We start from the raw sequence: 21,515 nt of genomic DNA, 5'->3' as shown, positions 1-21,515 counted from the left end.
CATCCGGTTGCTCACCCTTATCGATGGGTAATTTAACAAGACTATGGCTATAGGGGCGTTTCGCGCGGCGCAAGCCCTCGCATCGTTTCTGCACATTTCCTGCGCTTTCTGCGCAATTTAGTGTCGGTAGCCGAGGCCTTCTGGATCGCCCAGAGCTTCCTCATCGAGTGTGAGCGGAGTGGCGCCCGCCTCGTGAACAATTCCAATCAGGCTCGCATCTGTTGGCAGAGCGGTATCGGTGGGGGCAGTGAAAAGCAGAGCGTAATCATCGCCCCAGCGCAATGCGTCGTCGCGGCGGCTCTCCGGGGCGGCGATCGGCACCGCAGTGCTGTCGATGGAGAGTGTGACCTTGCTCGCCTGTGCCATCCGCCACGCATCGAGCAGCAGACCGTCCGAGACGTCCATCATTGCGGTCACATGGGGCGAGAGAGCGCATCCCTTGGCCAAGAGCGGGGTGGGGCGGGTGAACGGCGTCCGGTCCGCCCGACCGGTGCCGGTCAGCGCCTCGAACCCCATCATCGCGCCACCAACGCTGCCGCAAAGGTATATGCCGTCCCCCGGCCTCGCACCGGCACGCGAGGGTACCGGGGTGTGCGTTGCGCGACCGATGGCGGTAAGGCTGAATGTGCGGCGGTCGCTTCCGGAGACGGTGTCGCCGCCCAGCAATGGGACGTCAAAGGATTCAAGCGCCGCTTTCAAACCGTCCAGAAAGGCGGAATCGTCAGAGCCGAGCGCATAGCCGAGCATCACGCCAACCGGCTCGGCACCCTTCGCCGCGAGGTCCGACAGATTCACCGCGACCAGCTTCCACGCGACATCCGTGAGCGATTGCTGCGGCGGCCAGTGAACGCCCTCGACCATCGCATCCTTGGTCAGGACCAGGGTTTCACCACCGATCTCGAGCACTGCGGCATCGTCTGTCAGTCCGCGCGCGGCAGGGTGGACCGCCAACTCGCGGAGACTGTCGATGAAAGCGATTTCGCCCGAACTCATCCTCCGCCGATAGGCGAAGGTGAGGCTTCAAGCCAAGGACCGATCAGAGCTTGCGCAATTCATCCGCTGCGGAGCCGGCAATTTTCCGCTCGTCGGACGCACGAGCCCGCTGGAGCCAGTATCGCGCGGCTTCGGGCTGCTTCTCGATATTCAGACCCCGCGCAAGTGCGGTGCCCAAAATGAGCATGGCACGCTCGTCTCCCGCGATCGCCGCTTCCTGGAACCAGCCAAGCGCAGCCGCGGGATCTGCCGTGACGCCGCGACCATTGGCGTACATCCAGCCGATCTCGCGCATCGCGCGCCCGTCACCCTGCTGGGCGAGCGTGATCAGACCCTCGTAAGCGGCGGAGTAGTCACGCTTGACCAGCAGCGTAAGGGCGTCCGACAGGGCGCTGTCCTGGGCCCCTCTGGGCTGCGTCGTGTCGCCGGGCCGGATCGGTTGCACCAGATTGCGCTGCGGCGCTTCGGTCGCGTTTGCCGAATAGGTTACGCTCTGCTGGCTCTGGGCCGAGGCAGATGTGGCGAGCAGTGATGCAGCCAGCGTCGACGCGACAGATAATTTCAACATGACGAACCTCCAATGCGATGGAATTTCAAGAGGATCGCCCGAAATCACCAAACAGTCAAGTCGAGGGCCTTACCGCCTTCGCCACCGCATCGAGCACGCCATTGGCGAACTTCGCCTCGCGGTCGTCGAAGAAGGCCTTGGCCACGTCGACATATTCGCTGATCACCGCGCCGGTCGGAATGTCCGCGCGGGCGATCAATTCGTAGGTGCCGCAGCGCAGCACCTGCAGCATCGTCTTGTCGAGCCGCTTGAGGCTCCAGCCTTGCGCCAGCTTCTCGCTCAGCTGGAGGTCGATTTCCTCGCGTCGGGCGTCCACACCGCGCACGATATCGTCAAAGAAGGGCACTTCGGCGTCGGCGTAGGTGTCGCCTTCGATCTCGCGGCCCAGCCGGTGCTGGTGAAATTCGTCGAGCAGCTTGGGCAGCTTCGTGCCCTCCATGTCCTGCTGGTAGAGCGCCTGGACGGCAGCGAGGCGCGCGGCGGAGCGCGCGGTCGATCGGGTGTTGTTTCCGGACATTATTTCAATCGCAATCTGATGGACTGGGCATGGGCCGGCAGGCCTTCGGCCTCGGCAAGGGCGATGGCGGCGGGGCCGACTGCGCCAAGCGCATCGGCATTCGCCTCGATAAAGCTGGTGCGCTTCATGAAGTCGAGCACCGAGAGGCCGCTGGCGAAGCGTGCGCGGCGACCGGTCGGAAGCACATGGTTTGGCCCGGCGACATAATCGCCGACCGCCTCAGGCACCATCCGCCCCAGGAACACGCTGCCCGCGTGGCGCAGCTTTGCGAACAGCGCCTCGGGATCGTCGACCGCCAGCTCGACATGCTCGGCGGCGATCCGGTTGGCGAGCGGCATGGCATCGTCGAGCGTGGACACGACGATGATCGCGCCATGCGCATCCCACGCAGCGCGCGCGGTCTTGCCGGTGGCGAGCATTGCGGCCTGCACATCGACCTGGTCTTCCACCTGCGCGGCGAAATCGGCGCTGTCGGTGATGAGGATGCTCTGCGAGCTGGGATCATGCTCGGCCTGGCTGAGCAGGTCGGCGGCGATCCAGGCGGGATCGTTCTGACCGTCCGCGATCACCAGAATCTCGCTCGGGCCGGCGATCATGTCGATCCCGACTGTGCCGAAGACCTGCCGCTTGGCTTCCGCGACCCAGGCATTGCCGGGCCCGGTGACCACGTCGACCGGCGCGATCCGATCGGTGCCATAGGCGAGCGCGGCAATCGCCTGAGCCCCGCCGACGCGCCAGATATCGTCCAGCCCGGCAATATGCGCGGCGGCAAGCACCAACGGATTGGCTTCGCCCTTGGGCGTGGGCGTGACCGCCACCAGCCGCTCGACCCCCGCAACCCGCGCGGGGATCGCATTCATCAGCAGCGAGGAAGGATAGGCCGCGCGCCCGCCGGGGACGTAGATCCCTGCCGCATCGACCGGGGTCCAGCGATGGCCCAGCCGCATGCCGACATCGTCGGTATAATCGCGCGGGTTGGGCTTTTGCGCTTCGTGATAAGCACGGATCCGATCGGCTGCGAGGGTGAGGGCATCGCGAAGCCCGGCATCCAGATCCTGGTAAGCCTGCTCGCATTTCCACGCGGGGATGCGCCAGTCCTCTTCGGACGAGAGCGTGTGCCCGTCGAGCCGGATGGTCAGATCGGACAGCGCGCGGTCGCCATGCGCGCGCACCTTGGCGATGATTTCCGCGACATCGCGGCTGACGTCATCCGCGCTCTCGCGACGGGCATTGACCACCCGGTCGAACCGGTCTGCAAAGTCGGGGGCGCTGGCGTTGAGGATTTCCATCAGGCTGTTGCCTTCTCATTGGCGCGCGCTTCCGCTTCCCGGCGGAATGTCTCGACCAGCTCGGCAACGCGGGCGTCGGTCTTCAGCGCGGCGCGATTGACGATCAGCCGCGCGGTAATGTCGAGAATGCGCTGCGTCTCCACGAGGCCATTCTGCTTGAGCGTGCGCCCGGTGGAGACGAGATCGACGATCCGCCCCGCAAGGCCCAGCGACGGAGCAAGCTCCATCGCGCCGTTCAGCTTGACGCATTCGGCCTGCACGCCCGCGCGTTCGTAGAACCGCCGGGTGATGTTGGGATATTTGGTCGCGACGCGCACGTGGCTCGCCCCATCGGTATCCTCGCCATCGACCGCTTGCGCCACCGCGAGGTGGCAATGGCCGATGTCGAGATCGACCGGCGCGTAGAGGTCCGAATAGTCGAACTCCTCGATCACGTCCGATCCGACGATCCCGATCTGCGCCGCGCCATGCGCGACGAAGGTTGCCACGTCGAACGCGCGCACGCGGATCAGGCGCAGGTCTTCGCGTGTCGTTGCGAAGCATAGTGCACGGTTGGCCTTGTCGTGAAAGCCCGCCTCGGGCACCACGCCCGCGCGTTCCATCACGGGCAGGGCATCGTCGAGCAGTCGGCCCTTGGGCACGGCGAAAGTGAGGTCGCTCTGCGGCATGGAGCGCCAGATAGGGCGAGCGAGACGAAAGGGCAATTGCGCGCGAGATATGTCAGGCGACGAAGCGAAATACGAGAAGGTCGATCCACAGGCGAAAGGGTTCGAGGCGGTGAAGCGCGCGTTTGCCAACCAGGTTGCCTATTGCCGCGACAACGGCGCGCCGGTGACCGCGGAAATCTGCGAGGCGCTGCTGGGCCTGCTCGATACGGAGCGGGGCGGGGCGGTGATGCGCCGGGTGCGCAAATGGGCAGGCGCGCCGCTGGCCGATGCGCTGCCGCTGAGAATCGCGGGTGGATTGCATGCGCTGCATCTGGGCGACCAGGATGCTGCGCTGTCGGCGATCTATCTGCGCCAGCGGGTCAGCAATCCGCGGGACGTGGTCGCCGACGCGATCGAGCGGCACGAGGCGTTCCTGATGCCGTGGCTCGACGGCCCGCCGCAGACCAACGAGGCGGGCCGCAGCTGGGCCTATGCCGCGGCGATGCTGTGGCTCGCCGACAAGGGTCTTCCGGCGCAATTCGCGCTCAACGAGATCGGGTCGAGCGCCGGGATCAACCTGATGATGCGCCGCTATTTCTTCGATTTGGGCGGGATGACTGCCGGGCCAGGCGGCGCGCAGATGCGGCTGGTGCCCGAATGGCGCGGCCCTCCGCCTCCAGACACGGCGTACGACATCGTCGGGGCGCGCGGGTGCGACATTGCACCGGTCGACCTGACCGATCCGGCGCAGGCGCTGCGGCTCAAGGCCTATATCTGGCCCGAATTTACCGAGCGATTCGCGCGGATGGATGCGGCCATCGCGGCGGCCAATACTATGCCGCCCGAGATCGCGCGGGAGAGCGCGGATGTCTTCGTGGAGAAGGTGCTGGCCGAGCCTGCGGAGCCCGGCGTGACCCGCGTGATCATGCACTCGATCGTGTGGCAATACGTGCCCGAGTATCAGCGCGAGAAGGTGACCGAAGCGATCGAGGCAGCCGGCGCAAAGGCCACGCAAGACGCCCCGCTTGCGTGGATTTCGCTGGAGGCCGACCGCGACACGCACCGCCACGAACTGTCGGTGCGCTACTGGCCCGATAACGAAGGGGGCGGTGAGGAATGGCAGCGCCTCGGCGTTGCGCATCCTCACGGTGCCTGGGTCGAGTGGGAGGCGGTCTAGGCCGTCCGCCCCAGAAACGCATCCATCGCCGCGTTGACCTTGGCCGGCGATTCCCATGGGACGAAGTGGCCGCAACCGGTCACTTTCTCGATCGTGAGGTCGTCGATGATCTCGTCCATGCCGACCATGTTGCCCGGCGGCAGCGCGAGATCGTCCATCGCCCAGATCACCAGCGTGGGGATCGACAGATTGGGCAGTTGCGGCGGCTGGTAGTCCGCTGGCACCTCGAACGGTGCATCCATCGGCGGCACGATCATCGGGCTCGCGCGGTACCAGTTCAGCATGCCGAAGGCTGCGTCGCGGTCCTGCCAGTCCTTCAGCAGCGCCTCACGCTCCTCGGCCTCCATCGCATCGGGCCGGTCCCACCGCACCTCTTTCATCAGAATGCCGACGAGCCCGTGCTCGCGCACCAGATCGTCGTTCGCGGTGTCGCGGAAGCCTCGGATGTACTGGCTGCTCTCGCGCTGGTTCGGATCGGTGAACAACAGCTTCTGGAAGATCGCGGGGTGCGGTGCATTGGCGATGACGCAACGCGTGACGCGGCCATTCATCTGCCCGCCCAGCGCAACCCCCCAGGCGATCGCGCCGCCCCAGTCGTGGCCGACGATCGTGAATGTCTCGACGTCCAGCGCATCGGCCAGCTGGAAAATATCGCCGATCAGCTTGTCGGGCCGATAGGCATCCACTTCCTGCGGCTTGGACGATCCGCGGTAGCCGCGCTGGTCGGGGGCGATGCACCGGAACCGATCGGAAAAATGGGGGATCTGATGGCGCCAAGTCCGATGGCTTTCGGGAAAGCCGTGAAGGAAGATCAGCGCGGGCGCATCCTTGGGCCCTTCATCGAGCACATCCAACTCGATCCCGTTGGCCAGTTTTACCCGTGTCTGTTCCATCGTCATCCCTCACCCTCGATCTTGTCCATGTAGCCGTTGGCGACCATCGCCGCGACCTGATCGAACAGCGCGTCTGGCGTCCGGCGCTGTTCGCCCCAGCTGCTCTCGCCGCCGCGCGCAACGATGATCTCGCGCTCGCCGCTTGCCACGCCGTCGAGGATGCGGCGCGCTGCTTCGTCGGCGGGCATGCCGTTGTCGATCACGCTGTCGCTGCGCCCGCGTGGTGAGCCATCGGCGCTCAGCGCGTTGCGGCTGACATTTGTTGCGACCGATCCGGGGCACGCGACATGCACTGATACGCCCGATTGGGAGAGTTCGGCGCGGAGCGCGTCGGCATAGCCGACCAGGCCATGCTTGGCGGCGCAGTAGGCGGTCCGCAGCGGAATCCCGATCTTGCCCGCGACCGACGAGACGAACACCAGATGCCCGCTCCCGCGCACGGCAAAATGCGGTAGCAGTGCCTGCGTGGCGGCGATCTGCGCGGTTAGATCGATATCGATGATGTTGCGATAGACCTGCATCGCGGTCTGCGTCGCGCGGCTGCGCTGCGATATGCCCGCATTGGCGACGAACAGGTCGACCCCGCCGCGCCATTTGATCGCCTTCTCGGTAGCGGCGTGCATCGCATCCTCGTCACGCACGTCGAAAGGCAGCACCAGCGTCTCGGTCTCGCAATCCTGCGCCACCTCGGCCAGCCGCGCTTCGTCGCGGCCCGACAGGATCACGTGCATCCCTTCGCCCGACAAGGCCCGCGCCAGCGCCGCGCCGATACCGGAGGATGCACCGGTGATCCAGCCGACCTTGCCGGCGAAAACTTCGCTCATGATTTTTCCTTCAGGGATAGGTGACCGTTTTGGGCTTGTCGGGCAGGGGAATCCATTCCTGATCGTCGCCGGGCACTTTGGGGAAGCGGCCTTCGCGCCAGTCTTCCTTGGCCTGGTTGATCCGCTCGCGGTCCGAGCTGACGAAGTTCCAGAACACGTGCCGCTTGGTCGCGAAGCTCTCTCCGCCCAGCAGCATCACCCGCGCGCCTTTCTCCGACCTGAGGAGCGGCGCATCGCCGGGTTTGAGCACGACCAGCGTGTAGAGCGGCAGCTCTTCGCCATCGATGGTTGCTGCGCCATCGACCACCATCAGCGCGCGCTCGTCCGCCGGGGTTTCGATCGGGATCTGGCCTCCGGGGGCAAGCACGATCTCGGCATAGATCGTGTCGGCATAGGTCGTGGTGGAGGCGCGTTCGCCCCATAGGTCGCCCATGATGATAATCGCGCGCGCGCCCGCATCCTCGATCACCGGCAGGTCCTCGACCGCCTCGAATGCGGGGTCGATCTCCTCGCGACCATCGGGCAGGGCGAGCCAGGTCTGCATCCCGAACATGCGCGGGCCGCCGCCCCGCTCGCTTTCGGGCGAACGTTCCGAATGAACGATCCCGCTGCCTGCGGTCATCAGGTTAACCGTGCCGGGGCGGATGGTGGAAAAGGTGCCGATGCTGTCGCGATGGTCGATCGCGCCCTCGAACAGCCAGGTCACCGTGGCGAGGTTGATATGCGGATGCGGGCGCACGTCCATCCCGCCGCCCGGCGGCAGATGCGCCGGGCCGAACTCGTCGACGAAGATGAACGGGCCGACCATGCGGCGCTGCTTCGATGGCAGCGCGCGCCGCACCTCGAAATCGCCGAGGTCGTGATTGGTCGGGGTGATGGTCGCTTCGATGGGGCCGCCGATCATGCTGCGTCGAGCTCCGGATAGTGGCGGAAGATGCCGTCCTCATTGAACGCCAGCCGGCGCTCGGATGCGAGATAGTCCTTGATGCCATCCAGCTCCGCCACCGCGTCGCGGCAGGCGATCAGTTTCGCATAATCGCCCTCGATCGCCTTCATGCGCTGCGGGAAGGCATAGCGCAGCCCCTCGACCAACTGGAACAGCGAGGTGTCGACATGGCTCCACCTGTCGCCGAGAACGAAGGGGCCGTCATTCGCCGACAGCGCGTCCTCGAAATAGCGGAAGAATTTGGGGATGCGCTGCTCGCGGAAATTCTCCGCCGCGCGCGCTGCGGCATCCTTCTGGTCCTCGTAATAGAGGTCGCCCGCGATCGGGTGATGGACATTATGCGCCTCGGCAACGATGTCGCTGATGGTCAGCTGCAGCATGATGAGCTGGAGATCGCCGGCCTGATCGCCAGCGCCGAAACCGTGCTTTTCCCCCGCCCAAGCGAGAATATGCGCCACCTGCGCGATGCAGAAATCGCCGTCGACGAGATAGGGCGGGGCGTAGGGGCGAATGCCGCTCCGCCGGTCCAGATCATCGACCAGCGCCTCCACCCCATCGCTCCGCGCGCGATCGCGATAGCCTACGCCCGCAGCCTCAAGCGCCAGCCGTACGAATTCGCCGCGACCCTGAATGCCCGGCCAGTACCACAGATCATATGCCATCGCGCTCAGCCCGGATGGCTCGGCGCGGTGGCCTTGATCGCCAGCGCGTGGACCCGGTCGCCGGGAATATCGCCCAGCGCGGCGTTGATCATCCGCTGGCGTTCGAGACGTGATTTGTCGACGAAAGCCGGTGCCTCGATCACAATCGTGAAATGCGATTCCCCGGTGCCGTCATCGCCCGCGTGACCGCGGTGCTTGGCGCTGTCGTTGAGAATCTCCAGCTGGGTGGGCGAGAACGCCTCGCGCAGCAGCTGTTCCATCTCTTCAGCTACGGAGTGTGCCATTTTGTCGTTCGATCCCTTTGCAATTTTGCTCTGCGCTGCCCATCCTAAAGCGCTATGCGACAGACCCGGTTCCATGGCCGCCACGAGGCGCAAGGCAGGCTTTGTGCCCACCCGACATGCGAGGAGCCGGGTGAGTTTCGTGCGCCCGGCGCCTATGGCAACAGTTTCGATGGGCCGGGCCAGTGGCGCTGGTTCTGCCTCGATCACATACGCGAGTTCAACGCCGGGTACGACTGGTTCGAAGGGATGAGCGCGGAAGAAATTCTGCGCGCGCAATCCCCGTCCGCCGGCTGGCAGACCGAGACGCCTGCATTTCGCGCAAGCGGTCCGGTCGACGGGATGCCGCGCTGGGGCGAGTTCGACGACCCGCTCGACGCGATCTCCGCCCGTGCAGGCGGGATCAAGAGCCGCGCCCGGCGCGAGGCCGAAATGGCGATGGATGGGCGCTTCTCGAAGGAGGAGGCGAAGGCGCTGGAAGTCCTCGGCCTCGGTATCGAGGCCGATCGCAAGCGGTTGCGCCAGCGCTATTCCGAACTCGTCCGCCGCTACCATCCCGACCGCAACGGCGGCGACCGGACCCACGAAACGCGGCTTAGGCGGGTGGTGGAAGCCTACCAGATGCTGAGAAAAAGCGCAGCGATCGCCTAGCCCTGTGGGCCGCGTTCGGCGATCAGCTCTTCGTCGATCGTGTCCGCTATTCGGTACGCGACGCGTTGTTTGACGCGCTCTGCATAGGCGACGAAGGTGTCGCGTCGGGGCAGTGTGTCGAAATCGACGCCCCAGATGACCTGCGCGCCGACATAGATATCCGCTGCGGTGAACCGCCCGCCGCACACGTAGTCGCGGCCTGCCAGCATTGTTTCCAGCGCATCGACCGCAAGCTCGAAACTGCCGAACCCGAGCATCCGCTGGGCCTGCGGATCATCGCTCGACCATCCCATCCGTTGGGAAATGCTTGCCTGCTCAAACGGTCCGGCGACGAAAAACAGGTAGCGGAAATAGTCCGCTTTCTCGTGGGCTTCGGGCAGCAGCCCGGCATCCGGGTGCATCTCGGCCAGATAGTGGCAGATTGCGGCGCATTCGGTGACCACGTGGTCGTGGCAAGCGTGGTGGTGAACCAGCGTGGGCACCTTGGCCATCGGATTGGCTTTCAGGAACGCCGCAGGCTTGCTCTCACGCGGGCCGTATTCGACAATCACCTGATCGTAGCGCGCATCCACCTCGTGCAGTGCCCAGCGGGCAATCCGCCCCCGGCTCATCGGATTGGTGTAGAGCGTGTATTCGGCCACTCTCGATCTCCATCGTGCGATGCCTCGAGGGTGGCTTGCACCTTCGTGTTCAGGCTTCCTTGTGCATGATGACCTCGAATCCTCCAATCACCATGCGTTTTCCGTCGAAGGGCATATCGCTCCCGTCCGGTGCGCCGAACATGGTCTCCATCCGCTCGTCCGCCATCATCTTGTCGTGCGCGGCGTCGGCGGTCGCCTTGTCGGGCCAGGTCATCCAGCTGAATACGACCTTCTCACCTTCCTTGAGATCGACCGCACGGCGAAAATCGGTGTGTTCGCCGTCTTTGACGTCGGCCTCCCACGCCTCGACGTGGCCGGTGCAGCCGTAGTCGCGCGCGATTGGCCAGAACTTCTCTGCAACCTCGAGATAGGCGTCCTTGTTACCGGCTGGCACGGGGACGATGAATCCGTTGACGTACATGATCACTCTCCTTGGGATGCAGGCGGCCCATTGCGGTCGAAGGCGGCAAGCTGGTCGGACATTGCTCGTTGAAATGCGGGGCGGGCTTCCCCGCGCGCGACATAGGCTTGCGTTGCCCGATGGTCGGCCAGCAGTTGGCTGCCGCCGATGGCTCGCAGCACGGTGACCATAGCGATATCGGCAATGGTGAAGGTGTCGCCCAGCCAGTCCTGTCCGCCGAGCCGCTTTTCGAGCGGGGCGAGGCGTTTGGCGATGAATTCCTCCAGGCTCGGGCGGCGAAGCTTGGCCCATTCCTCGCCTCGCGCGAACGCGGTGACGTTGGTCCACTCGAACATCCACGGTTCGACGGAGTTGAACGCACCCATGAGCCACGAGATCGCAGCCGCCCGCTGCTGCGGGTCGCGCGGGAGGAGGGCCTCGCTCTTCTCGCCGAGATGGAGCAGCGTCGCCCCGCTTTCGAACAGCACGATGTCGCCATCGCGCATGATCGGGACCTGGCCCCAGGGTTGCACATCGAGCAGCCAGCCCGGCTTGTCGGTCACGTCCGCAAGCCGTTCGCGGTATGGAATGCCCGCCTCCTCGCACGCCCACCGCGGGCGCAGATCGCGCACGAAACCGCGCGCAAACGGTGGCACCCACTGATAGCCGGCGATTTCAATCGGGGCGTCGGGCCTCATCATCGACATGGCCGCAGCGCCTCAGGCGTCGACAGCGGCTTCGGCGGGCGGGCCGCCGGTCGCCATCGCCGGGTTCATCCACATCGGCTCCCAAACATGCCCATCTGGGTCTTCGAAGCTGCGACCATACATCATGTCGCCGAATTCCTGCTTCGGGTTGATGTCGGCCTTGCCGCCGTGCTTGCCTGCGGCTTCGGTAATCTCGTCGACCGCCTCACGGCTTTCCATGCTGACGCACAGCGCGACCTGCGCGGCGGAATGAGCGTCGACGATGGGCTTGGTGGTAAAGCTCTTCCACTTGTCGTGGCTCAGCAGCATGACCTTGATGGTGTCGCTCCATTCCATCCCGCTGGCCGTTTCGTCGGAGAACATGTGGTTCTGGGTAAAGCCGATCGCGGAGTAGAACGCGGTCGAAACGGCCAGATCGGCTACCGGCAGGTTCACGAAAATCATTTTGGTCATTGCAGCGTCCTCTCCATGCCGCGACTCGATGTTGAATCTTATGCGCACAGCGGTTACTTAAGGCAACAATGAAGTTACAAAAAGAAACTAAAATGCATGGACGCTGGTATGACGACGCCTGCGGGACCGCGTTTGCGCTCGAACTGGTGGGCGAACGCTGGTCTCTGCTGATCATCCGCGAATTGATGCTGGGGCCGCGTCGGTTTTCCGATCTGCGTGCGAGCCTGCCGGGCGTCAGCGCGAAGGTGCTGACCGAGCGGCTGGCCACGCTGGCCGAGGCAGGGGTGCTGACGCGTTACAAGCTGCCGCCGCCTGCCGCATCGCAGGTCTACGAGCTGACCGATTGGGGTTATTCCGCAGAGACGATCATTCAGGAACTCGGCCGGTGGGCCGCGACCTCACCCTTGCACGATCCCACGCTGCCGCTGTCCGCCGTGTCCTTCATGATCTCGCTGAGGACGATGATCGATCGCAAGAGAGCGGGGCAGTGGGCCGCGACCTTCGGTTTCAGGATCGGCGAAGAGAGCTTCGTCGCACGGCTCGCCGACGGCGAACTCCCGATAGAGCGCGGCGCGCCCGACGGCGCCGACAGCGTGTTTATCGCCGACAAGGCGCCGCAGCTAGCAGGCGTGTTCTACGGCAAGCAGCCGGCAGACGCGGTCGGCGCCACGATCCAGGGGGATGCAAAGGCGGCCGAGCGCTTCGTCGACCTGTTCCACCTGCCCCGCTGAACGCGCTACTGCCGCATCGCCCAGCGCAGGGTTCGGCCCAATGCGCGGGTGGTTGCACGCGCGGGCAGGGCGGTCAGGCCGGGGCGGTGCAGCCCCAGCATCGAACGGGCGAAGGGCGGCAGAAGCATGACCGCCTCCGCCGCAATCGCCTGCTGCAACGCCGCCGGGAAGCCCTGCGGGCGGATCGCGAGGACGAACTGCGCGATCTCGCGCGCTTCCTTCGAAGTGGTCAGTTCCTGCCGGAACTCGCGCATGATCGCCTCTGCCTCGGCCACACTGGTCGGCACCGGATCGGCGTGGAGCGCGCGGCCGATCACCGCCATCTGCGCGTAATATTCGTCCTGCTCGGCACGCGGCATGTCGGGCCGGGCGTGGCGCAGGTATCCTTGCAGGAAGCTGGAGGCTTCCGCGATATGCACCCAGGCCAGCGTGCGCGGGTCGCCTGCCGAATAGGGCGTGCCATCGGGCAGCGTACCGGTGATCTTGCGGTGGATCTGGTTGACCCGGGCAATCGCCTCGTGCGCGCGGTCGCGATGGCCGAAGGTCGTCACGGAGATGAACTGCGCGGTGCGGTGGAAGCGCCCCTGCGCATCCTCGCGAAAGTTCGAATAGTCGAGCACGCCCTGCAAGGCCGCGGGGTGGAGCATCTGCAGGAACAGCCCGCGAATGCCGCCGATCATCATCCCCATCACGTCCGCGTGGACCATCCGGATCGGCGAATCCTTCGCGAACAGCGCATCGTCCGATGGCGGATCGCGGGTTTCGGGCACCTTGCCCTGGTTGAACGCCGCGCGCACCTGCTGGACAATCGCGTTGCGAAGCGGGTCGAGCGGATCGGGGCGAGGGCCGGGCATTGCATGCAGGACTATACAGCGGTGCCGGGGTTTGGAAATCCATCGCGCAAAGCCCGCTTGCTAGGCCCGCGCAACACCTCTAGGTCCGCGGGTGATGAGCGACGACAAGACCTTCAATCCGACCGAAAGCACCATCCTCGCCGCGACCGACACGACGGTCGACGTGCGCGAGACCTTCGGGATCGACATTGACTGGCAGGTGCCTGCCTTCAGCAAGGCGGACGACCGCGTGCCCGATCTGGACGAGACCTATGTCTTCGATCCGGACACGACAATGGCGATCCTCGCGGGCTTCGCGTTCAACCGCCGCGTGATGGTGCAGGGCTATCACGGCACCGGTAAATCGACCCATATCGAACAGGTCGCCGCGCGGCTGAACTGGCCCTGCGTGCGGATCAATCTCGATGCGCATATCAGCCGCATCGACCTGGTCGGACGCGACGCGATCGTGCTGCGCGACGGCCTTCAGGTAACCGAATTCCGTGAAGGCCTGCTGCCTTGGGCGCTGCAGCACCCGGTCGCGCTGGTGTTCGACGAATATGACGCGGGCCGCCCCGACGTGATGTTCGTGATCCAGCGTGTGCTGGAGGCGGAAGGCAAGCTGACCCTGCTCGACCAGAACCGCGTGATCCGCCCGAACCCCGGTTTCCGCCTGTTCGCGACCGCGAATACGGTCGGCCTCGGCGACACGAGCGGGCTGTATCACGGCACGCAGCAGATCAACCAGGGCCAGATGGACCGCTGGAACGTGGTTGTCGGGCTGAACTACCTGCCCGCCGAGACCGAGCAGACGATCGTCTCCGCCAAGGTGCCGGAGATGGAGAAGAAAACCATCGCCGACATGGTCAAGGTGGCCGATCTCAGCCGTCAGGGCTTCATGAACGGCGATATCTCCACCGTGATGAGCCCGCGCACGGTCATCACTTGGGCGCAGAACACCGCGATCTTCAAGGATATCGGCTTCGCCTTCCGGGTCAGCTTCCTCAACAAGTGCGACGAGGCTGAGCGGATGCTGGTGGCCGAATACTACCAGCGCGTGTTCGGCACGGACCTGCCCGAAAGCGTCGTCGCGCAATAGCCGCGCGGCGCTGCCGGGCCGGGGCCGTCAGCCTCAGTCCGCGTCGGCCTCGTCCAGATAGCGGGCCTTGATCGCCTTCCACTTCGGCTCGTCGCGGTCGTTGCGGATCATGATCGCCTCGACCTCGTCGAATTCCTCCAGCCCCAGCGCGTCGGCCACGCTGATCGGGAAATAGATGCTCTCGTCGGTGTCGCAACGCACGCCGTAGGCGCCCTGGTTTTCGTTGCTGGTGGTAATGATGCAGGCCGATTTGGCTGCCATTATCGGATTTCCTTTTTGGTAGATTTATAGCTTCGTAACCGGCGGAAATTAGCCCAGCGTGGCAGAGCGGGCAAGCAGCACGCATTCGCACCCGCACGCATCGTCTGGTGTGGTTCATGTGGTTCTTGTATTCAGGCGCACATGGCATCACCGCGAGGGACATGGCGCGACGACGAGGAGGATGAGGCCGGGCCTGTCGGGCACACCGGCTATTACTCCCTGTCCGAAAGCATGATCGACGATCCGTGGGAGGAAGACGACCCGGATTTCGTCGACGAGCGCCCGCGCGGAACTGGCATGTGGCCCGCGCTGTGGGATCGCGGGATCGATATCCTCACCGCACACAGCACGCGGTTCTGGGCGATCCGGGGTGCGGCGGCGTTCCTGTTCCTGCTGATCCTGATCGTCATCTGGCTCGCGATCACGGCCCCGCTGTCCAAGTCTCTCGAACCGATCGCCCCGCCGCAGATCACGCTGCTGGCGGCCGACGGCACCCCGATCGCGCGCAATGGCGCTGTGTATGACGAGCCTGTCGAGGTCGACCGCCTGCCCGACCATGTGGTGAATGCCTTTCTCGCGACCGAGGACCGCCGGTTCTACGACCACTGGGGCGTCGATCCGCGCGGGCTTGCACGCGCGACGATCAACAACTGGACGGGCGGGCCGACGCAAGGGGGCAGCACGATCACGCAGCAGCTCGCCAAGTTCACCTTTCTGACGCCCGAACAGTCGCTCTCGCGCAAGGCGCGCGAGATGCTGATCGCGTTCTGGCTGGAGACCTGGCTGACCAAGGACGAGATCCTCGAGCGTTATCTCTCCAACGCCTATTTCGGCGACAATACCTACGGCCTGCGCGCGGCGAGCCTGCACTATTTCTACCGCCAGCCGGAAAAGCTGAAGCCCAATCAGGCGGCGATGCTGGCCGGTCTGCTGAAGGCACCGTCAGCCTACGCGCCCTCGCAGCATTACCAGCGCGCGGTCGAGCGGATGGGCGCGGTCAAGGCGAGCCTGGTCTCCGCCGGTTACATCACGCAGGAAGAGGCCGACGCGATGCGCCCGCCGCCGCTCGACATGCGGCTGACCAACGACCTGCCGACCGGTACCTACTTCGCCGACTGGGCGCTGCCCGAGGCGCGCGACCGTGCATCGCCGGGCTATGCGCAGCAGTCGCTGACCACCACGCTCGACGCGCGGCTCCAGAACATCGCGCGCGACGTGATCGCCGGAGCGGGCCTGGGCAATGCGCAGGCCGCGCTGGTCGCGATGCGTCCGAATGGAGAAGTGGTCGCGATGATCGGCGGGACCGACTATTCGCAAAGCGCCTTCAACCGCGCGACCATGGCCACGCGTCAGCCGGGCTCCACCTTCAAGACCTTCGTCTATCTCGCCGCGCTGCAGGAGGGCTACAAGCCCGGTGACCCGATCGGCAACCGCCCCTTCACGCAAGGGAGCTATCGCCCGGAAAACTACGATGATCGCTATTCCGACTTTCTGACGCTGGAGCAGGCCTTTGCCAAATCGAGCAATGTCGCCACCGTGCGCCTGTTCAACGAGGTCGGCAGCGACCGGGTGATCGGCCTTGCCCGCGACCTCGGCATCAACAGCCCGATCGCACGCGGCGACCCGAGCGTGGCGCTGGGCACCGCGGGCATGTCGCTGATGGAGCTGACCGCCGCCTATGCGGGAATAGCGGGCAATTCCTACCCTGTTCGCCCGACCGCATTCGTGCGTGAACCGGTCGGTCTGTGGGACCGGATCTTTAACGCGCCGCGTAGCATGTCCGCCTCCACCCACCGCGAGATCGAGCAATTGCTGCGCACCGCAATCAACAGCGGAACGGGCCGCGCGGCGCAGCTGCCGGGGCCCAACTTCGGCAAGACCGGCACGACACAGAACAACCGCGATGCGCTGTTCGTGGGCTATGCGGGCGATCTGGTGGTGGGCGTGTGGATCGGTAACGACGACAACACGCCGCTCAAGGGAATCAGCGGTGGCGGGCTGCCGGCGCGCATCTGGAAGGCGTTCATGCGCCGGGCGCAGGGCAGCGGCGATGCCGCACCCGCGCGTCGGCGCAGCCCCAACGCCCCGGTCCAGCCGCTCGACGTGCCCGATGCGAGTGACATTCCGGCATCGATCGCGGAAGACGGCGCGGAGATCACCACCGACGAAAGCGGGATCACCATTCGCGAGGCACCGCCGATCGACGCGCCGAGCGATGCGCCGCGGCCTGCGCCGGAGATTGCGCCCTTACGTGAAGAGGAACCGGCACCGGCGAACTGATCGCCCTGTCGGCGTGCGTCAGGTGGCTTCGGGTTCGCTCCGGGCGATCATCACGTTCATCACCGCGCTTGCCCGCGGGCGGTCGCGCTCTTCTTGCCATGCCTCGACAGTCACGTTCGCGCTGCGACGACCCAGTTTGGTGATCCGCGCCTTGGCGAACAGCGGTTCCTTCTTGGCCGCAGCGAGGAACTGAACGGTGATGTTGATCGGCTTGAGCTGCGCCTGCTCGCCGCGCTCGTGCAGCGCCAGCCGCAGCAGCGCGTAGGCCGCGGTTTCCATCAGCCCGCTGGTCGCGCCGCCGTGGAAATGGCCGGGGCGCCCTTCGATTGCGTCGATGCCGGAAACGCACAGCACCGGTACGCCGTCCTCGAAGCCGGAGACTTCGATGCCGAGCGAGCGGGCATAGTGCGACAGAAGGTCGATCTCGGGTTCGCCGGTCTCAGTCATTCTTCGCCCCCGCCGGATTGAAATCGCCGATGGTCATGTAGACCGCCGCCATCGTCGCCACCGGATCGTCAGGATCGCCGTCATGCGCGATCCCGCGCACGAAGGCGGCAGAGCGCGTTGTGCGGTAGCATTCGCACCGCGCAATCACATCCGCGCGCTCGCCTGCCGGGCGCTGGTAGTCGACCCGCATGTCGAGCGTGGCGATCGGCACGAAGCGCCGTGCACGGGTCCAGATCGCAATGCCGCCACCCATGTCGAGCATCGAGAAGATCGGGCCTGAGGCGATCACGCGACGCACATCGTCGCCCATCAGCTCCTCGCGCCAGGGCAGCCTGATTTCGGTCCAGTCCTCTCCGTGACCGAGATAGGTCAGCCCCAGCCAGCCCGGATGCCCGCCCGCAAACAGGAATGGCGCAGCTTTCTCCGGGTCGAAGACGTTCGCCGGATCGCGGTGTGGGGCCTCTTTCTCCATGCCCGTTCATCTGTCGGGAGATGGCGGCGATGACAATATTTTAATTCGCTTGGGACGGGGCTTCGCGGGATCAATGGCGCTGCGCGGAAGGGGAGCCGCGCGCCATTCAAGGGAGCAACATCGATGAACTTGCCCAAGCTTTCGCTCGACAGCCTGCCGGGCCTGATCGACGCGCCTGGTCTGATCGGGAGCCTGTCCGATCTGGCCAGCGCGACGACCGACGACCGGGTCGTGATCCTGATGGTCTACCTCTACGAAACCTTCCCGCCCGAAGTGCCCACCGGCTTATTCTGAGGCGAGTCGCCGACCATGCATGTCGATGCTGCGCTGCGAGAATTTGCGGGCGATAGCCGCGCGCAGGCCGCGGCGCAGGATCGCGTGCTGGCCGCGCGGGCCGAGTGGCAGGGGCGGCCACAGGTCGCGCGAGTTCTGGCCGATTGCCGGACCCTGCGAAACACCGGTGATTTCGCGCGCTGCGGCGCATTGCTACCCCTTATCGATGAAGACGGCGCGCAGGAGTTCGTTGCACGGTTCATCGCCGCCATGCTGGCTGCGTGGCGTGACCAGCCACTGGCGCAATTGCCCTTTCGGCACAGCTACGCCGGCGGGCAGGGCATCGTCCACATTCACCGCGGCGGGCCGGTGACGCTGGCGCTTGTGCTGGTCGAGCCGGATACAGCCAGAGCGCCGCGCACTATCGCCTTTTCGGATTGCGATCGCCGGGAAGTGGTGCTGACGGGGCAGGCGGCGGCGGTACGTTACACACGGCGCGACGGTGCGCCGCCAGTGGCCCAAGAAGTTCGCCTTGCCCCCGGCACGGTTCTCACCGCCGATGCCGATAATTCCCGAGCCATTGCCGCTCTGGATGCGCCCCTGGTGCTGCTGCGGGTCGCACGCGAGCCCGCCCATCCGCGTCCGACCCTAGAGGTGGAGCTGGAAACCGGGCGGATCGTCCACCGGGCCTCCCCGAGCCCTGCAGACGGGCGCGCGGAACTGGCTGCTGCATTGCTCGGTGCGATGGGCCGAACCGACGCTGCACCCGCTCTCGCGGGCTATGCCTGCGGGGAGGGGGGCTGTGGACAAGCGGGGGAGGGGGCCCGGTGGCAGGCACTGCGTCACGCGCTGGCGCTCGACACGGCCAGTGGATTCGCGAGTTTGTGCGCGATTGCGGAGCGCGACAGTGATCCGCTGGCACGCGAGGCAACTGCACTTCGCCACAGGCTATGCACAACTTATCCACAGCTTGCCAAGGTCCGGGAAAGCCAATGCCTCGCGAGCTGACGCCATCGTCTTGCACCCCGCTCACACTTGCAGAATGCATCGCGCAGCTGGACGAGCACGGCTTCGAACCAGCGGACGAGCGTTCGTTACAGCACGCGGCATCGCTGCTCGCCGGGCTGGCAGCCAATCGCGGCTTCCTCGGCGATCTGATGATCGATCTCCTGGCCGGTGCCGAGGATCAGGCAAGCGGTTACGGCCCGCAGGCGATCATGCTGGCGGGGCCGCGCAAGGGTTATTTCCTGCGCGCCAATATCTGGCCCGCGCGGGGAGATCCGGCCTTTCAGGCGAGCGGCGCGGCAAGCTTCGTCTACGGACTGCCGCATGATCACAATTTCGACTTCCTGACGGTCGGCTATTTCGGCCCGGGCTATGTCAGCGACTACTGGGAATACGATTATGCCAGCGTCTCGGGAGAGGTCGGAGAGCATGTCGATCTGCGGTTCGTCGAGCGATCGCGGCTGAGGGAGGGGCGCGTGCTGCACTATCGCGCGCATCGCGACGTCCATTGCCAGCATCCGCCCGAGAGCCTGTCCGTTTCGCTCAACATCTGCGCCGCCAACCCCGCGCAAGGCTGGTTTGATCAGTACCGTTTCGACACCGAAGCCGGCCGGATCGCGGGTGTGCTCAATGCGAGCGCGAACGAAGTCTTGCTAAGGCTGGGTGTGGCGCTGGGCGGGGAGGATGCGAGACATTGTGCGGAGCATTTCGCCACACATCACCCCAGTGCTGCGATGCGACGGGTGGCGAGCGGAATGATCCGGTCAGAGTAACGGCGAACCCGTCGCCGCATCGATCGCCGCTTGCAAAATGATCGTCGCGGCCTCGGCATCGATCCGCTCGGCCCGCTTGCGGCGACTGACATCGAGCCCGATCATCGCGTCCTCGGCGCTTTTGGTCGACCAGCGCTCGTCCCACAGCAGCACCGGCAGGCCGAAGGCTTCGGCAAGGTTGCGCGCATAGGCGCGGCTCGCCTGCGCGCGCGGGCCTTCGCTGCCGTCCATGTTGCGCGGCAGGCCGATCACGATCCCGCGAATGCTACGCGCCTCGATGAGCTTGCGCAGCTCGTCGCGATCGCGACCGAACTTGCCACGCGACAATGTCTTGAGTGCGGAGGCAAAGCGCCAGCCCGCATCGCACACCGCGATGCCGATGGTCTTGGTGCCCAGGTCCAGCCCGATCAGCGCGCCCCCGTCGGGCAGCGTCTCGGCCAGACCTGCGGCACTCTCACCTACGAGTTCGCGGCTGTCCATTCGCGCACGCGCGTCACCACGTCGTCCTGCAGGTTCCGCCAGAACAGCGGGATGTCGTAGACGTGGTAGTTCCTGCCGGGCAGCACGGCGGAGCCCATTTCGGGCGGGTCGCCGATCCGCAGGATGCCCTGCTCGTCGCACCGCGCGCCGACCGCACCGGCGACCAGTTCGCCGGAGGTAAGATCCTCACTCGGCACCAGCGTGCCCTTGTTGTCGTCCGCCGGGGCGGCGCTGTTCGCGAAACCGGTGATCGGGTTGACGCACAGGATCGCCCCGTTGCCGCGCGGCTCCCCATCGAAGCCGGGGCTCGCCCGGTAGCGGCTGAGGAGCTGGGTCGGGTCGCCATCATCGGCGAAGCTCACCCAGCTGAGGATGCAGCCTGCCTCGTTGGCGCGCTCGCACGCGGGCAGCGGCAGCACGGGCAGGTCGTGATCGATAGAGATCGGCCAGCCGACCGCGTAGACCGCGGCGATGCGGTTCTCCACCGGGCGGCCCTTGATCCGCTCGCGCAGCAGCCGCAGCAGGTGGAGCGATCCCTGGCTGTGCCCGGCGAGGATGATCGGGCGATCCTTGTCCACGCTTTCGAGGAAATAGTCGAACGACTGTTCCACATCGCGGTAAGCCGCGTCGATCGCCTGCTCCGCCTCGGGCTTGTCGGTGATGAAGGCACCGACGGTCGCCTGGCGATACTTGGGGGCCCAGATCTCCGCGGCGCGGTTGAACGGACTGGCGAGCCCGCGCAGGAACAGGGTGGCGCGGTCTTCCGCCTCCTTGTTGCCCAGCTTCGCGTTCCACTGGATGTCGCGGTCGAGGTTGGTCGGGATGTAGCTCGTCGGGTGGACGAAGAAGACCGCAAAGGGCGGCGCGCCCTGTTCGTCGTCGGCGGTGACGCGGCGCGATCCGGCCTCGCTCGCTTGCTCCACCAGCGTGCGCTCGTCCTCGCTGCGGGGCAGGGGGTTCTGCGTCTCGGCGATCGCGGGCTGGTAGCGCGCGGGATCATTGGTGCCGATGCCGGGGCGCGAATACCACATGTCCGGGTCGGCATAGGCGTTCTCGGCCAGCGCTTCCTGCTCGACGAACTTGGTGTTGGGGACGAAGGCGATCTCGGTCGCCTTGTCGGACCAGTAATTGAGCGCGAACAGCCCGATGATGACGAGCACGATCATTGTCGCGATGAAGTAGAGAAATGCGCGTACCATCCGTGTTTTCCCC

Annotated in this window: 28 protein-coding genes; 8 read left to right on the top strand and 20 right to left on the bottom strand. The window is 65.6% G+C overall.

The features are described from left to right. Nucleotides 1–117 precede the first annotated feature (117 nt). From thiL to hisG, 5 genes are read right to left on the bottom strand one after another with little or no spacing between them, the layout of a single operon-like run. Nucleotides 118–993: a thiamine-phosphate kinase gene (thiL, locus tag KYN89_RS04385; protein ID WP_222823956.1), complete on the bottom strand. Its 876-nt coding sequence runs from the start codon at nucleotides 991–993 to the stop codon at nucleotides 118–120. Between the two features lie 43 nt (nucleotides 994–1,036). Next, a complete protein-coding gene (locus tag KYN89_RS04380) occupies nucleotides 1,037–1,561 on the bottom strand; it encodes a tetratricopeptide repeat protein (RefSeq protein ID WP_222823955.1) in 525 nt (174 codons plus the stop codon). A gap of 55 nt (nucleotides 1,562–1,616) precedes the next feature. Next, a complete protein-coding gene (nusB, locus tag KYN89_RS04375; protein ID WP_010238538.1) occupies nucleotides 1,617–2,078 on the bottom strand; it encodes a transcription antitermination factor NusB in 462 nt (153 codons plus the stop codon). Further along, the gene (gene hisD / locus KYN89_RS04370) at nucleotides 2,078–3,367 is read right to left on the bottom strand and encodes a histidinol dehydrogenase (RefSeq protein ID WP_222823954.1); all 1,290 of its coding nucleotides are present in this window, start codon (nucleotides 3,365–3,367) and stop codon (nucleotides 2,078–2,080) included. Before hisD ends, nusB begins: the two co-directional genes overlap by 1 nt. After that, nucleotides 3,367–4,035, bottom strand: coding sequence for an ATP phosphoribosyltransferase (gene hisG, locus KYN89_RS04365; protein WP_222823953.1), 669 nt, complete (start codon nucleotides 4,033–4,035; stop codon nucleotides 3,367–3,369). Before hisG ends, hisD begins: the two co-directional genes overlap by 1 nt. A gap of 49 nt (nucleotides 4,036–4,084) precedes the next feature. Here hisG and KYN89_RS04360 point away from each other — a divergent pair, with 49 nt between their 5' ends. After that, on the top strand, nucleotides 4,085–5,191 hold the full coding sequence (locus KYN89_RS04360) for a DUF2332 domain-containing protein (protein ID WP_222823952.1): 1,107 nt from the start codon (nucleotides 4,085–4,087) through the stop codon (nucleotides 5,189–5,191). Here the strand turns inward: KYN89_RS04360 and KYN89_RS04355 are convergent. From KYN89_RS04355 to KYN89_RS04335, 5 genes are read right to left on the bottom strand one after another with little or no spacing between them, the layout of a single operon-like run. Continuing rightward, nucleotides 5,188–6,090 (bottom strand): alpha/beta fold hydrolase, encoded by a 903-nt coding sequence (locus KYN89_RS04355; protein ID WP_222823951.1) that lies wholly within the window; start codon nucleotides 6,088–6,090, stop codon nucleotides 5,188–5,190. The two genes, KYN89_RS04360 and KYN89_RS04355, sit on opposite strands and share 4 nt — an antisense overlap. Next, nucleotides 6,087–6,908, bottom strand: a complete 822-nt coding sequence (locus tag KYN89_RS04350; RefSeq protein ID WP_222823950.1) for an SDR family NAD(P)-dependent oxidoreductase — start codon at nucleotides 6,906–6,908, stop codon at nucleotides 6,087–6,089. The genes KYN89_RS04355 and KYN89_RS04350 overlap by 4 nt, the downstream gene beginning before the upstream one ends. A 10-nt stretch (nucleotides 6,909–6,918) precedes the next feature. Beyond that, the gene (locus tag KYN89_RS04345) at nucleotides 6,919–7,812 is read right to left on the bottom strand and encodes a pirin family protein (protein WP_222823949.1); all 894 of its coding nucleotides are present in this window, start codon (nucleotides 7,810–7,812) and stop codon (nucleotides 6,919–6,921) included. Next, on the bottom strand, nucleotides 7,809–8,516 hold the full coding sequence (locus KYN89_RS04340; protein WP_222823948.1) for a glutathione S-transferase: 708 nt from the start codon (nucleotides 8,514–8,516) through the stop codon (nucleotides 7,809–7,811). The genes KYN89_RS04345 and KYN89_RS04340 overlap by 4 nt, the downstream gene beginning before the upstream one ends. Before the next feature lie 5 nt (nucleotides 8,517–8,521). After that, nucleotides 8,522–8,800 (bottom strand): BolA family protein, encoded by a 279-nt coding sequence (locus KYN89_RS04335; RefSeq protein WP_248284970.1) that lies wholly within the window; start codon nucleotides 8,798–8,800, stop codon nucleotides 8,522–8,524. 54 nt (nucleotides 8,801–8,854) lie between these two features. Here KYN89_RS04335 and KYN89_RS04330 point away from each other — a divergent pair, with 54 nt between their 5' ends. Continuing rightward, complete coding sequence (locus tag KYN89_RS04330) at nucleotides 8,855–9,448, top strand: J domain-containing protein (RefSeq protein WP_222823947.1); 594 nt, start codon at nucleotides 8,855–8,857, stop codon at nucleotides 9,446–9,448. Here the strand turns inward: KYN89_RS04330 and KYN89_RS04325 are convergent. The 4 genes from KYN89_RS04325 to KYN89_RS04310 are packed head-to-tail and all read right to left on the bottom strand — an operon-like array spanning nucleotide 9,445 to nucleotide 11,649. Continuing rightward, complete coding sequence (locus KYN89_RS04325) at nucleotides 9,445–10,089, bottom strand: glutathione S-transferase family protein (protein ID WP_222823946.1); 645 nt, start codon at nucleotides 10,087–10,089, stop codon at nucleotides 9,445–9,447. The two genes, KYN89_RS04330 and KYN89_RS04325, sit on opposite strands and share 4 nt — an antisense overlap. A 49-nt stretch (nucleotides 10,090–10,138) precedes the next feature. Continuing rightward, complete coding sequence (locus tag KYN89_RS04320; protein ID WP_248284969.1) at nucleotides 10,139–10,510, bottom strand: DUF1428 domain-containing protein; 372 nt, start codon at nucleotides 10,508–10,510, stop codon at nucleotides 10,139–10,141. Nucleotides 10,511–10,512: 2 nt separating this feature from the next. Next, nucleotides 10,513–11,196, bottom strand: a complete 684-nt coding sequence (locus tag KYN89_RS04315) for a glutathione S-transferase family protein (protein WP_222823945.1) — start codon at nucleotides 11,194–11,196, stop codon at nucleotides 10,513–10,515. 12 nt (nucleotides 11,197–11,208) lie between these two features. Beyond that, nucleotides 11,209–11,649 carry a VOC family protein gene (locus KYN89_RS04310; protein WP_222823944.1) on the bottom strand — a complete coding sequence of 147 codons (441 nt, stop codon included), beginning with the start codon at nucleotides 11,647–11,649 and terminating at the stop codon, nucleotides 11,209–11,211. 92 nt (nucleotides 11,650–11,741) lie between these two features. Between KYN89_RS04310 and KYN89_RS04305 the strand changes: the two genes are divergently transcribed. After that, nucleotides 11,742–12,380 (top strand): winged helix-turn-helix transcriptional regulator, encoded by a 639-nt coding sequence (locus KYN89_RS04305; protein ID WP_248284968.1) that lies wholly within the window; start codon nucleotides 11,742–11,744, stop codon nucleotides 12,378–12,380. Between the two features lie 5 nt (nucleotides 12,381–12,385). Here KYN89_RS04305 and KYN89_RS04300 read toward each other — a convergent pair whose 3' ends face one another. Then, a complete protein-coding gene (locus KYN89_RS04300; protein WP_222823942.1) occupies nucleotides 12,386–13,234 on the bottom strand; it encodes an oxygenase MpaB family protein in 849 nt (282 codons plus the stop codon). A 94-nt stretch (nucleotides 13,235–13,328) separates the two neighbouring features. Between KYN89_RS04300 and cobS the strand changes: the two genes are divergently transcribed. Next, entirely contained in the window at nucleotides 13,329–14,312 is a 984-nt protein-coding gene (gene cobS / locus KYN89_RS04295; protein WP_010238519.1) for a cobaltochelatase subunit CobS, read from the top strand. A gap of 33 nt (nucleotides 14,313–14,345) precedes the next feature. Here cobS and KYN89_RS04290 read toward each other — a convergent pair whose 3' ends face one another. Next, nucleotides 14,346–14,573 carry a hypothetical protein gene (locus KYN89_RS04290; protein ID WP_010238517.1) on the bottom strand — a complete coding sequence of 76 codons (228 nt, stop codon included), beginning with the start codon at nucleotides 14,571–14,573 and terminating at the stop codon, nucleotides 14,346–14,348. Between the two features lie 141 nt (nucleotides 14,574–14,714). Here KYN89_RS04290 and KYN89_RS04285 point away from each other — a divergent pair, with 141 nt between their 5' ends. Beyond that, complete coding sequence (locus KYN89_RS04285) at nucleotides 14,715–16,853, top strand: transglycosylase domain-containing protein (RefSeq protein WP_222823941.1); 2,139 nt, start codon at nucleotides 14,715–14,717, stop codon at nucleotides 16,851–16,853. 18 nt (nucleotides 16,854–16,871) lie between these two features. Here the strand turns inward: KYN89_RS04285 and KYN89_RS04280 are convergent, their stop codons facing one another. Both KYN89_RS04280 and KYN89_RS04275 read right to left on the bottom strand, forming a co-directional pair. After that, nucleotides 16,872–17,300 (bottom strand): PaaI family thioesterase, encoded by a 429-nt coding sequence (locus tag KYN89_RS04280; protein WP_222823940.1) that lies wholly within the window; start codon nucleotides 17,298–17,300, stop codon nucleotides 16,872–16,874. Next, complete coding sequence (locus KYN89_RS04275) at nucleotides 17,293–17,772, bottom strand: PaaI family thioesterase (RefSeq protein ID WP_222823939.1); 480 nt, start codon at nucleotides 17,770–17,772, stop codon at nucleotides 17,293–17,295. The genes KYN89_RS04280 and KYN89_RS04275 overlap by 8 nt, the downstream gene beginning before the upstream one ends. A gap of 123 nt (nucleotides 17,773–17,895) precedes the next feature. On the opposite strand from KYN89_RS04275, the gene KYN89_RS04270 reads away from it, so the two are divergent. The 3 genes from KYN89_RS04270 to KYN89_RS04260 are packed head-to-tail and all read left to right on the top strand — an operon-like array spanning nucleotide 17,896 to nucleotide 19,823. After that, nucleotides 17,896–18,066: a hypothetical protein gene (locus KYN89_RS04270; RefSeq protein ID WP_010238509.1), complete on the top strand. Its 171-nt coding sequence runs from the start codon at nucleotides 17,896–17,898 to the stop codon at nucleotides 18,064–18,066. Between the two features lie 15 nt (nucleotides 18,067–18,081). Next, the gene (locus KYN89_RS04265; RefSeq protein WP_222823938.1) at nucleotides 18,082–19,053 is read left to right on the top strand and encodes a hypothetical protein; all 972 of its coding nucleotides are present in this window, start codon (nucleotides 18,082–18,084) and stop codon (nucleotides 19,051–19,053) included. Next, nucleotides 19,038–19,823, top strand: coding sequence for a transposase (locus KYN89_RS04260; protein WP_222823937.1), 786 nt, complete (start codon nucleotides 19,038–19,040; stop codon nucleotides 19,821–19,823). Before KYN89_RS04265 ends, KYN89_RS04260 begins: the two co-directional genes overlap by 16 nt. Here KYN89_RS04260 and ruvX read toward each other — a convergent pair. Next, complete coding sequence (gene ruvX / locus KYN89_RS04255) at nucleotides 19,815–20,303, bottom strand: Holliday junction resolvase RuvX (RefSeq protein ID WP_222823936.1); 489 nt, start codon at nucleotides 20,301–20,303, stop codon at nucleotides 19,815–19,817. The two genes, KYN89_RS04260 and ruvX, sit on opposite strands and share 9 nt — an antisense overlap. After that, nucleotides 20,282–21,502: a DUF3089 domain-containing protein gene (locus KYN89_RS04250; RefSeq protein WP_222823935.1), complete on the bottom strand. Its 1,221-nt coding sequence runs from the start codon at nucleotides 21,500–21,502 to the stop codon at nucleotides 20,282–20,284. The genes ruvX and KYN89_RS04250 overlap by 22 nt, the downstream gene beginning before the upstream one ends. Between the last annotated feature and the right edge of the window lie 13 nt (nucleotides 21,503–21,515).

Source organism: Alteriqipengyuania abyssalis, from assembly GCF_019857185.1.
GTDB classification, from domain to species: Bacteria; Pseudomonadota; Alphaproteobacteria; order Sphingomonadales; family Sphingomonadaceae; genus Alteriqipengyuania; species Alteriqipengyuania abyssalis.
Note: the sequence above shows the minus strand (reverse complement) of the source record. Positions and strands in the feature narration are given on the sequence as shown.

What these genes read in the sequence shown, in the direction of transcription:
- KYN89_RS04360 (WP_222823952.1), top strand. Translation starts at nt 4,085, where the DNA reads ATGTCAGGCGACGAAGCGAAATACGAGAAGGTCGATCCACAGGCGAAA.
- KYN89_RS04270 (WP_010238509.1), top strand. Translation starts at nt 17,896, where the DNA reads ATGAACTTGCCCAAGCTTTCGCTCGACAGCCTGCCGGGCCTGATCGAC.
- KYN89_RS04280 (WP_222823940.1), bottom strand. Translation starts at nt 17,300, where the DNA reads ATGACTGAGACCGGCGAACCCGAGATCGACCTTCTGTCGCACTATGCC.
- nusB (WP_010238538.1), bottom strand. Translation starts at nt 2,078, where the DNA reads ATGTCCGGAAACAACACCCGATCGACCGCGCGCTCCGCCGCGCGCCTC.
- hisD (WP_222823954.1), bottom strand. Translation starts at nt 3,367, where the DNA reads ATGGAAATCCTCAACGCCAGCGCCCCCGACTTTGCAGACCGGTTCGAC.
- KYN89_RS04355 (WP_222823951.1), bottom strand. Translation starts at nt 6,090, where the DNA reads ATGACGATGGAACAGACACGGGTAAAACTGGCCAACGGGATCGAGTTG.
- KYN89_RS04340 (WP_222823948.1), bottom strand. Translation starts at nt 8,516, where the DNA reads ATGGCATATGATCTGTGGTACTGGCCGGGCATTCAGGGTCGCGGCGAA.
- KYN89_RS04290 (WP_010238517.1), bottom strand. Translation starts at nt 14,573, where the DNA reads ATGGCAGCCAAATCGGCCTGCATCATTACCACCAGCAACGAAAACCAG.
- KYN89_RS04300 (WP_222823942.1), bottom strand. Translation starts at nt 13,234, where the DNA reads ATGCCCGGCCCTCGCCCCGATCCGCTCGACCCGCTTCGCAACGCGATT.
- KYN89_RS04315 (WP_222823945.1), bottom strand. Translation starts at nt 11,196, where the DNA reads ATGTCGATGATGAGGCCCGACGCCCCGATTGAAATCGCCGGCTATCAG.
- KYN89_RS04265 (WP_222823938.1), top strand. Translation starts at nt 18,082, where the DNA reads ATGCATGTCGATGCTGCGCTGCGAGAATTTGCGGGCGATAGCCGCGCG.
- KYN89_RS04260 (WP_222823937.1), top strand. Translation starts at nt 19,038, where the DNA reads ATGCCTCGCGAGCTGACGCCATCGTCTTGCACCCCGCTCACACTTGCA.
- KYN89_RS04305 (WP_248284968.1), top strand. Translation starts at nt 11,742, where the DNA reads ATGCATGGACGCTGGTATGACGACGCCTGCGGGACCGCGTTTGCGCTC.
- KYN89_RS04330 (WP_222823947.1), top strand. Translation starts at nt 8,855, where the DNA reads ATGCGACAGACCCGGTTCCATGGCCGCCACGAGGCGCAAGGCAGGCTT.
- KYN89_RS04285 (WP_222823941.1), top strand. Translation starts at nt 14,715, where the DNA reads ATGGCATCACCGCGAGGGACATGGCGCGACGACGAGGAGGATGAGGCC.
- KYN89_RS04320 (WP_248284969.1), bottom strand. Translation starts at nt 10,510, where the DNA reads ATGTACGTCAACGGATTCATCGTCCCCGTGCCAGCCGGTAACAAGGAC.
- KYN89_RS04350 (WP_222823950.1), bottom strand. Translation starts at nt 6,908, where the DNA reads ATGAGCGAAGTTTTCGCCGGCAAGGTCGGCTGGATCACCGGTGCATCC.
- KYN89_RS04275 (WP_222823939.1), bottom strand. Translation starts at nt 17,772, where the DNA reads ATGGAGAAAGAGGCCCCACACCGCGATCCGGCGAACGTCTTCGACCCG.
- KYN89_RS04250 (WP_222823935.1), bottom strand. Translation starts at nt 21,502, where the DNA reads ATGGTACGCGCATTTCTCTACTTCATCGCGACAATGATCGTGCTCGTC.
- KYN89_RS04310 (WP_222823944.1), bottom strand. Translation starts at nt 11,649, where the DNA reads ATGACCAAAATGATTTTCGTGAACCTGCCGGTAGCCGATCTGGCCGTT.
- KYN89_RS04335 (WP_248284970.1), bottom strand. Translation starts at nt 8,800, where the DNA reads ATGGCACACTCCGTAGCTGAAGAGATGGAACAGCTGCTGCGCGAGGCG.
- thiL (WP_222823956.1), bottom strand. Translation starts at nt 993, where the DNA reads ATGAGTTCGGGCGAAATCGCTTTCATCGACAGTCTCCGCGAGTTGGCG.
- KYN89_RS04345 (WP_222823949.1), bottom strand. Translation starts at nt 7,812, where the DNA reads ATGATCGGCGGCCCCATCGAAGCGACCATCACCCCGACCAATCACGAC.
- cobS (WP_010238519.1), top strand. Translation starts at nt 13,329, where the DNA reads ATGAGCGACGACAAGACCTTCAATCCGACCGAAAGCACCATCCTCGCC.
- KYN89_RS04380 (WP_222823955.1), bottom strand. Translation starts at nt 1,561, where the DNA reads ATGTTGAAATTATCTGTCGCGTCGACGCTGGCTGCATCACTGCTCGCC.
- ruvX (WP_222823936.1), bottom strand. Translation starts at nt 20,303, where the DNA reads ATGGACAGCCGCGAACTCGTAGGTGAGAGTGCCGCAGGTCTGGCCGAG.
- hisG (WP_222823953.1), bottom strand. Translation starts at nt 4,035, where the DNA reads ATGCCGCAGAGCGACCTCACTTTCGCCGTGCCCAAGGGCCGACTGCTC.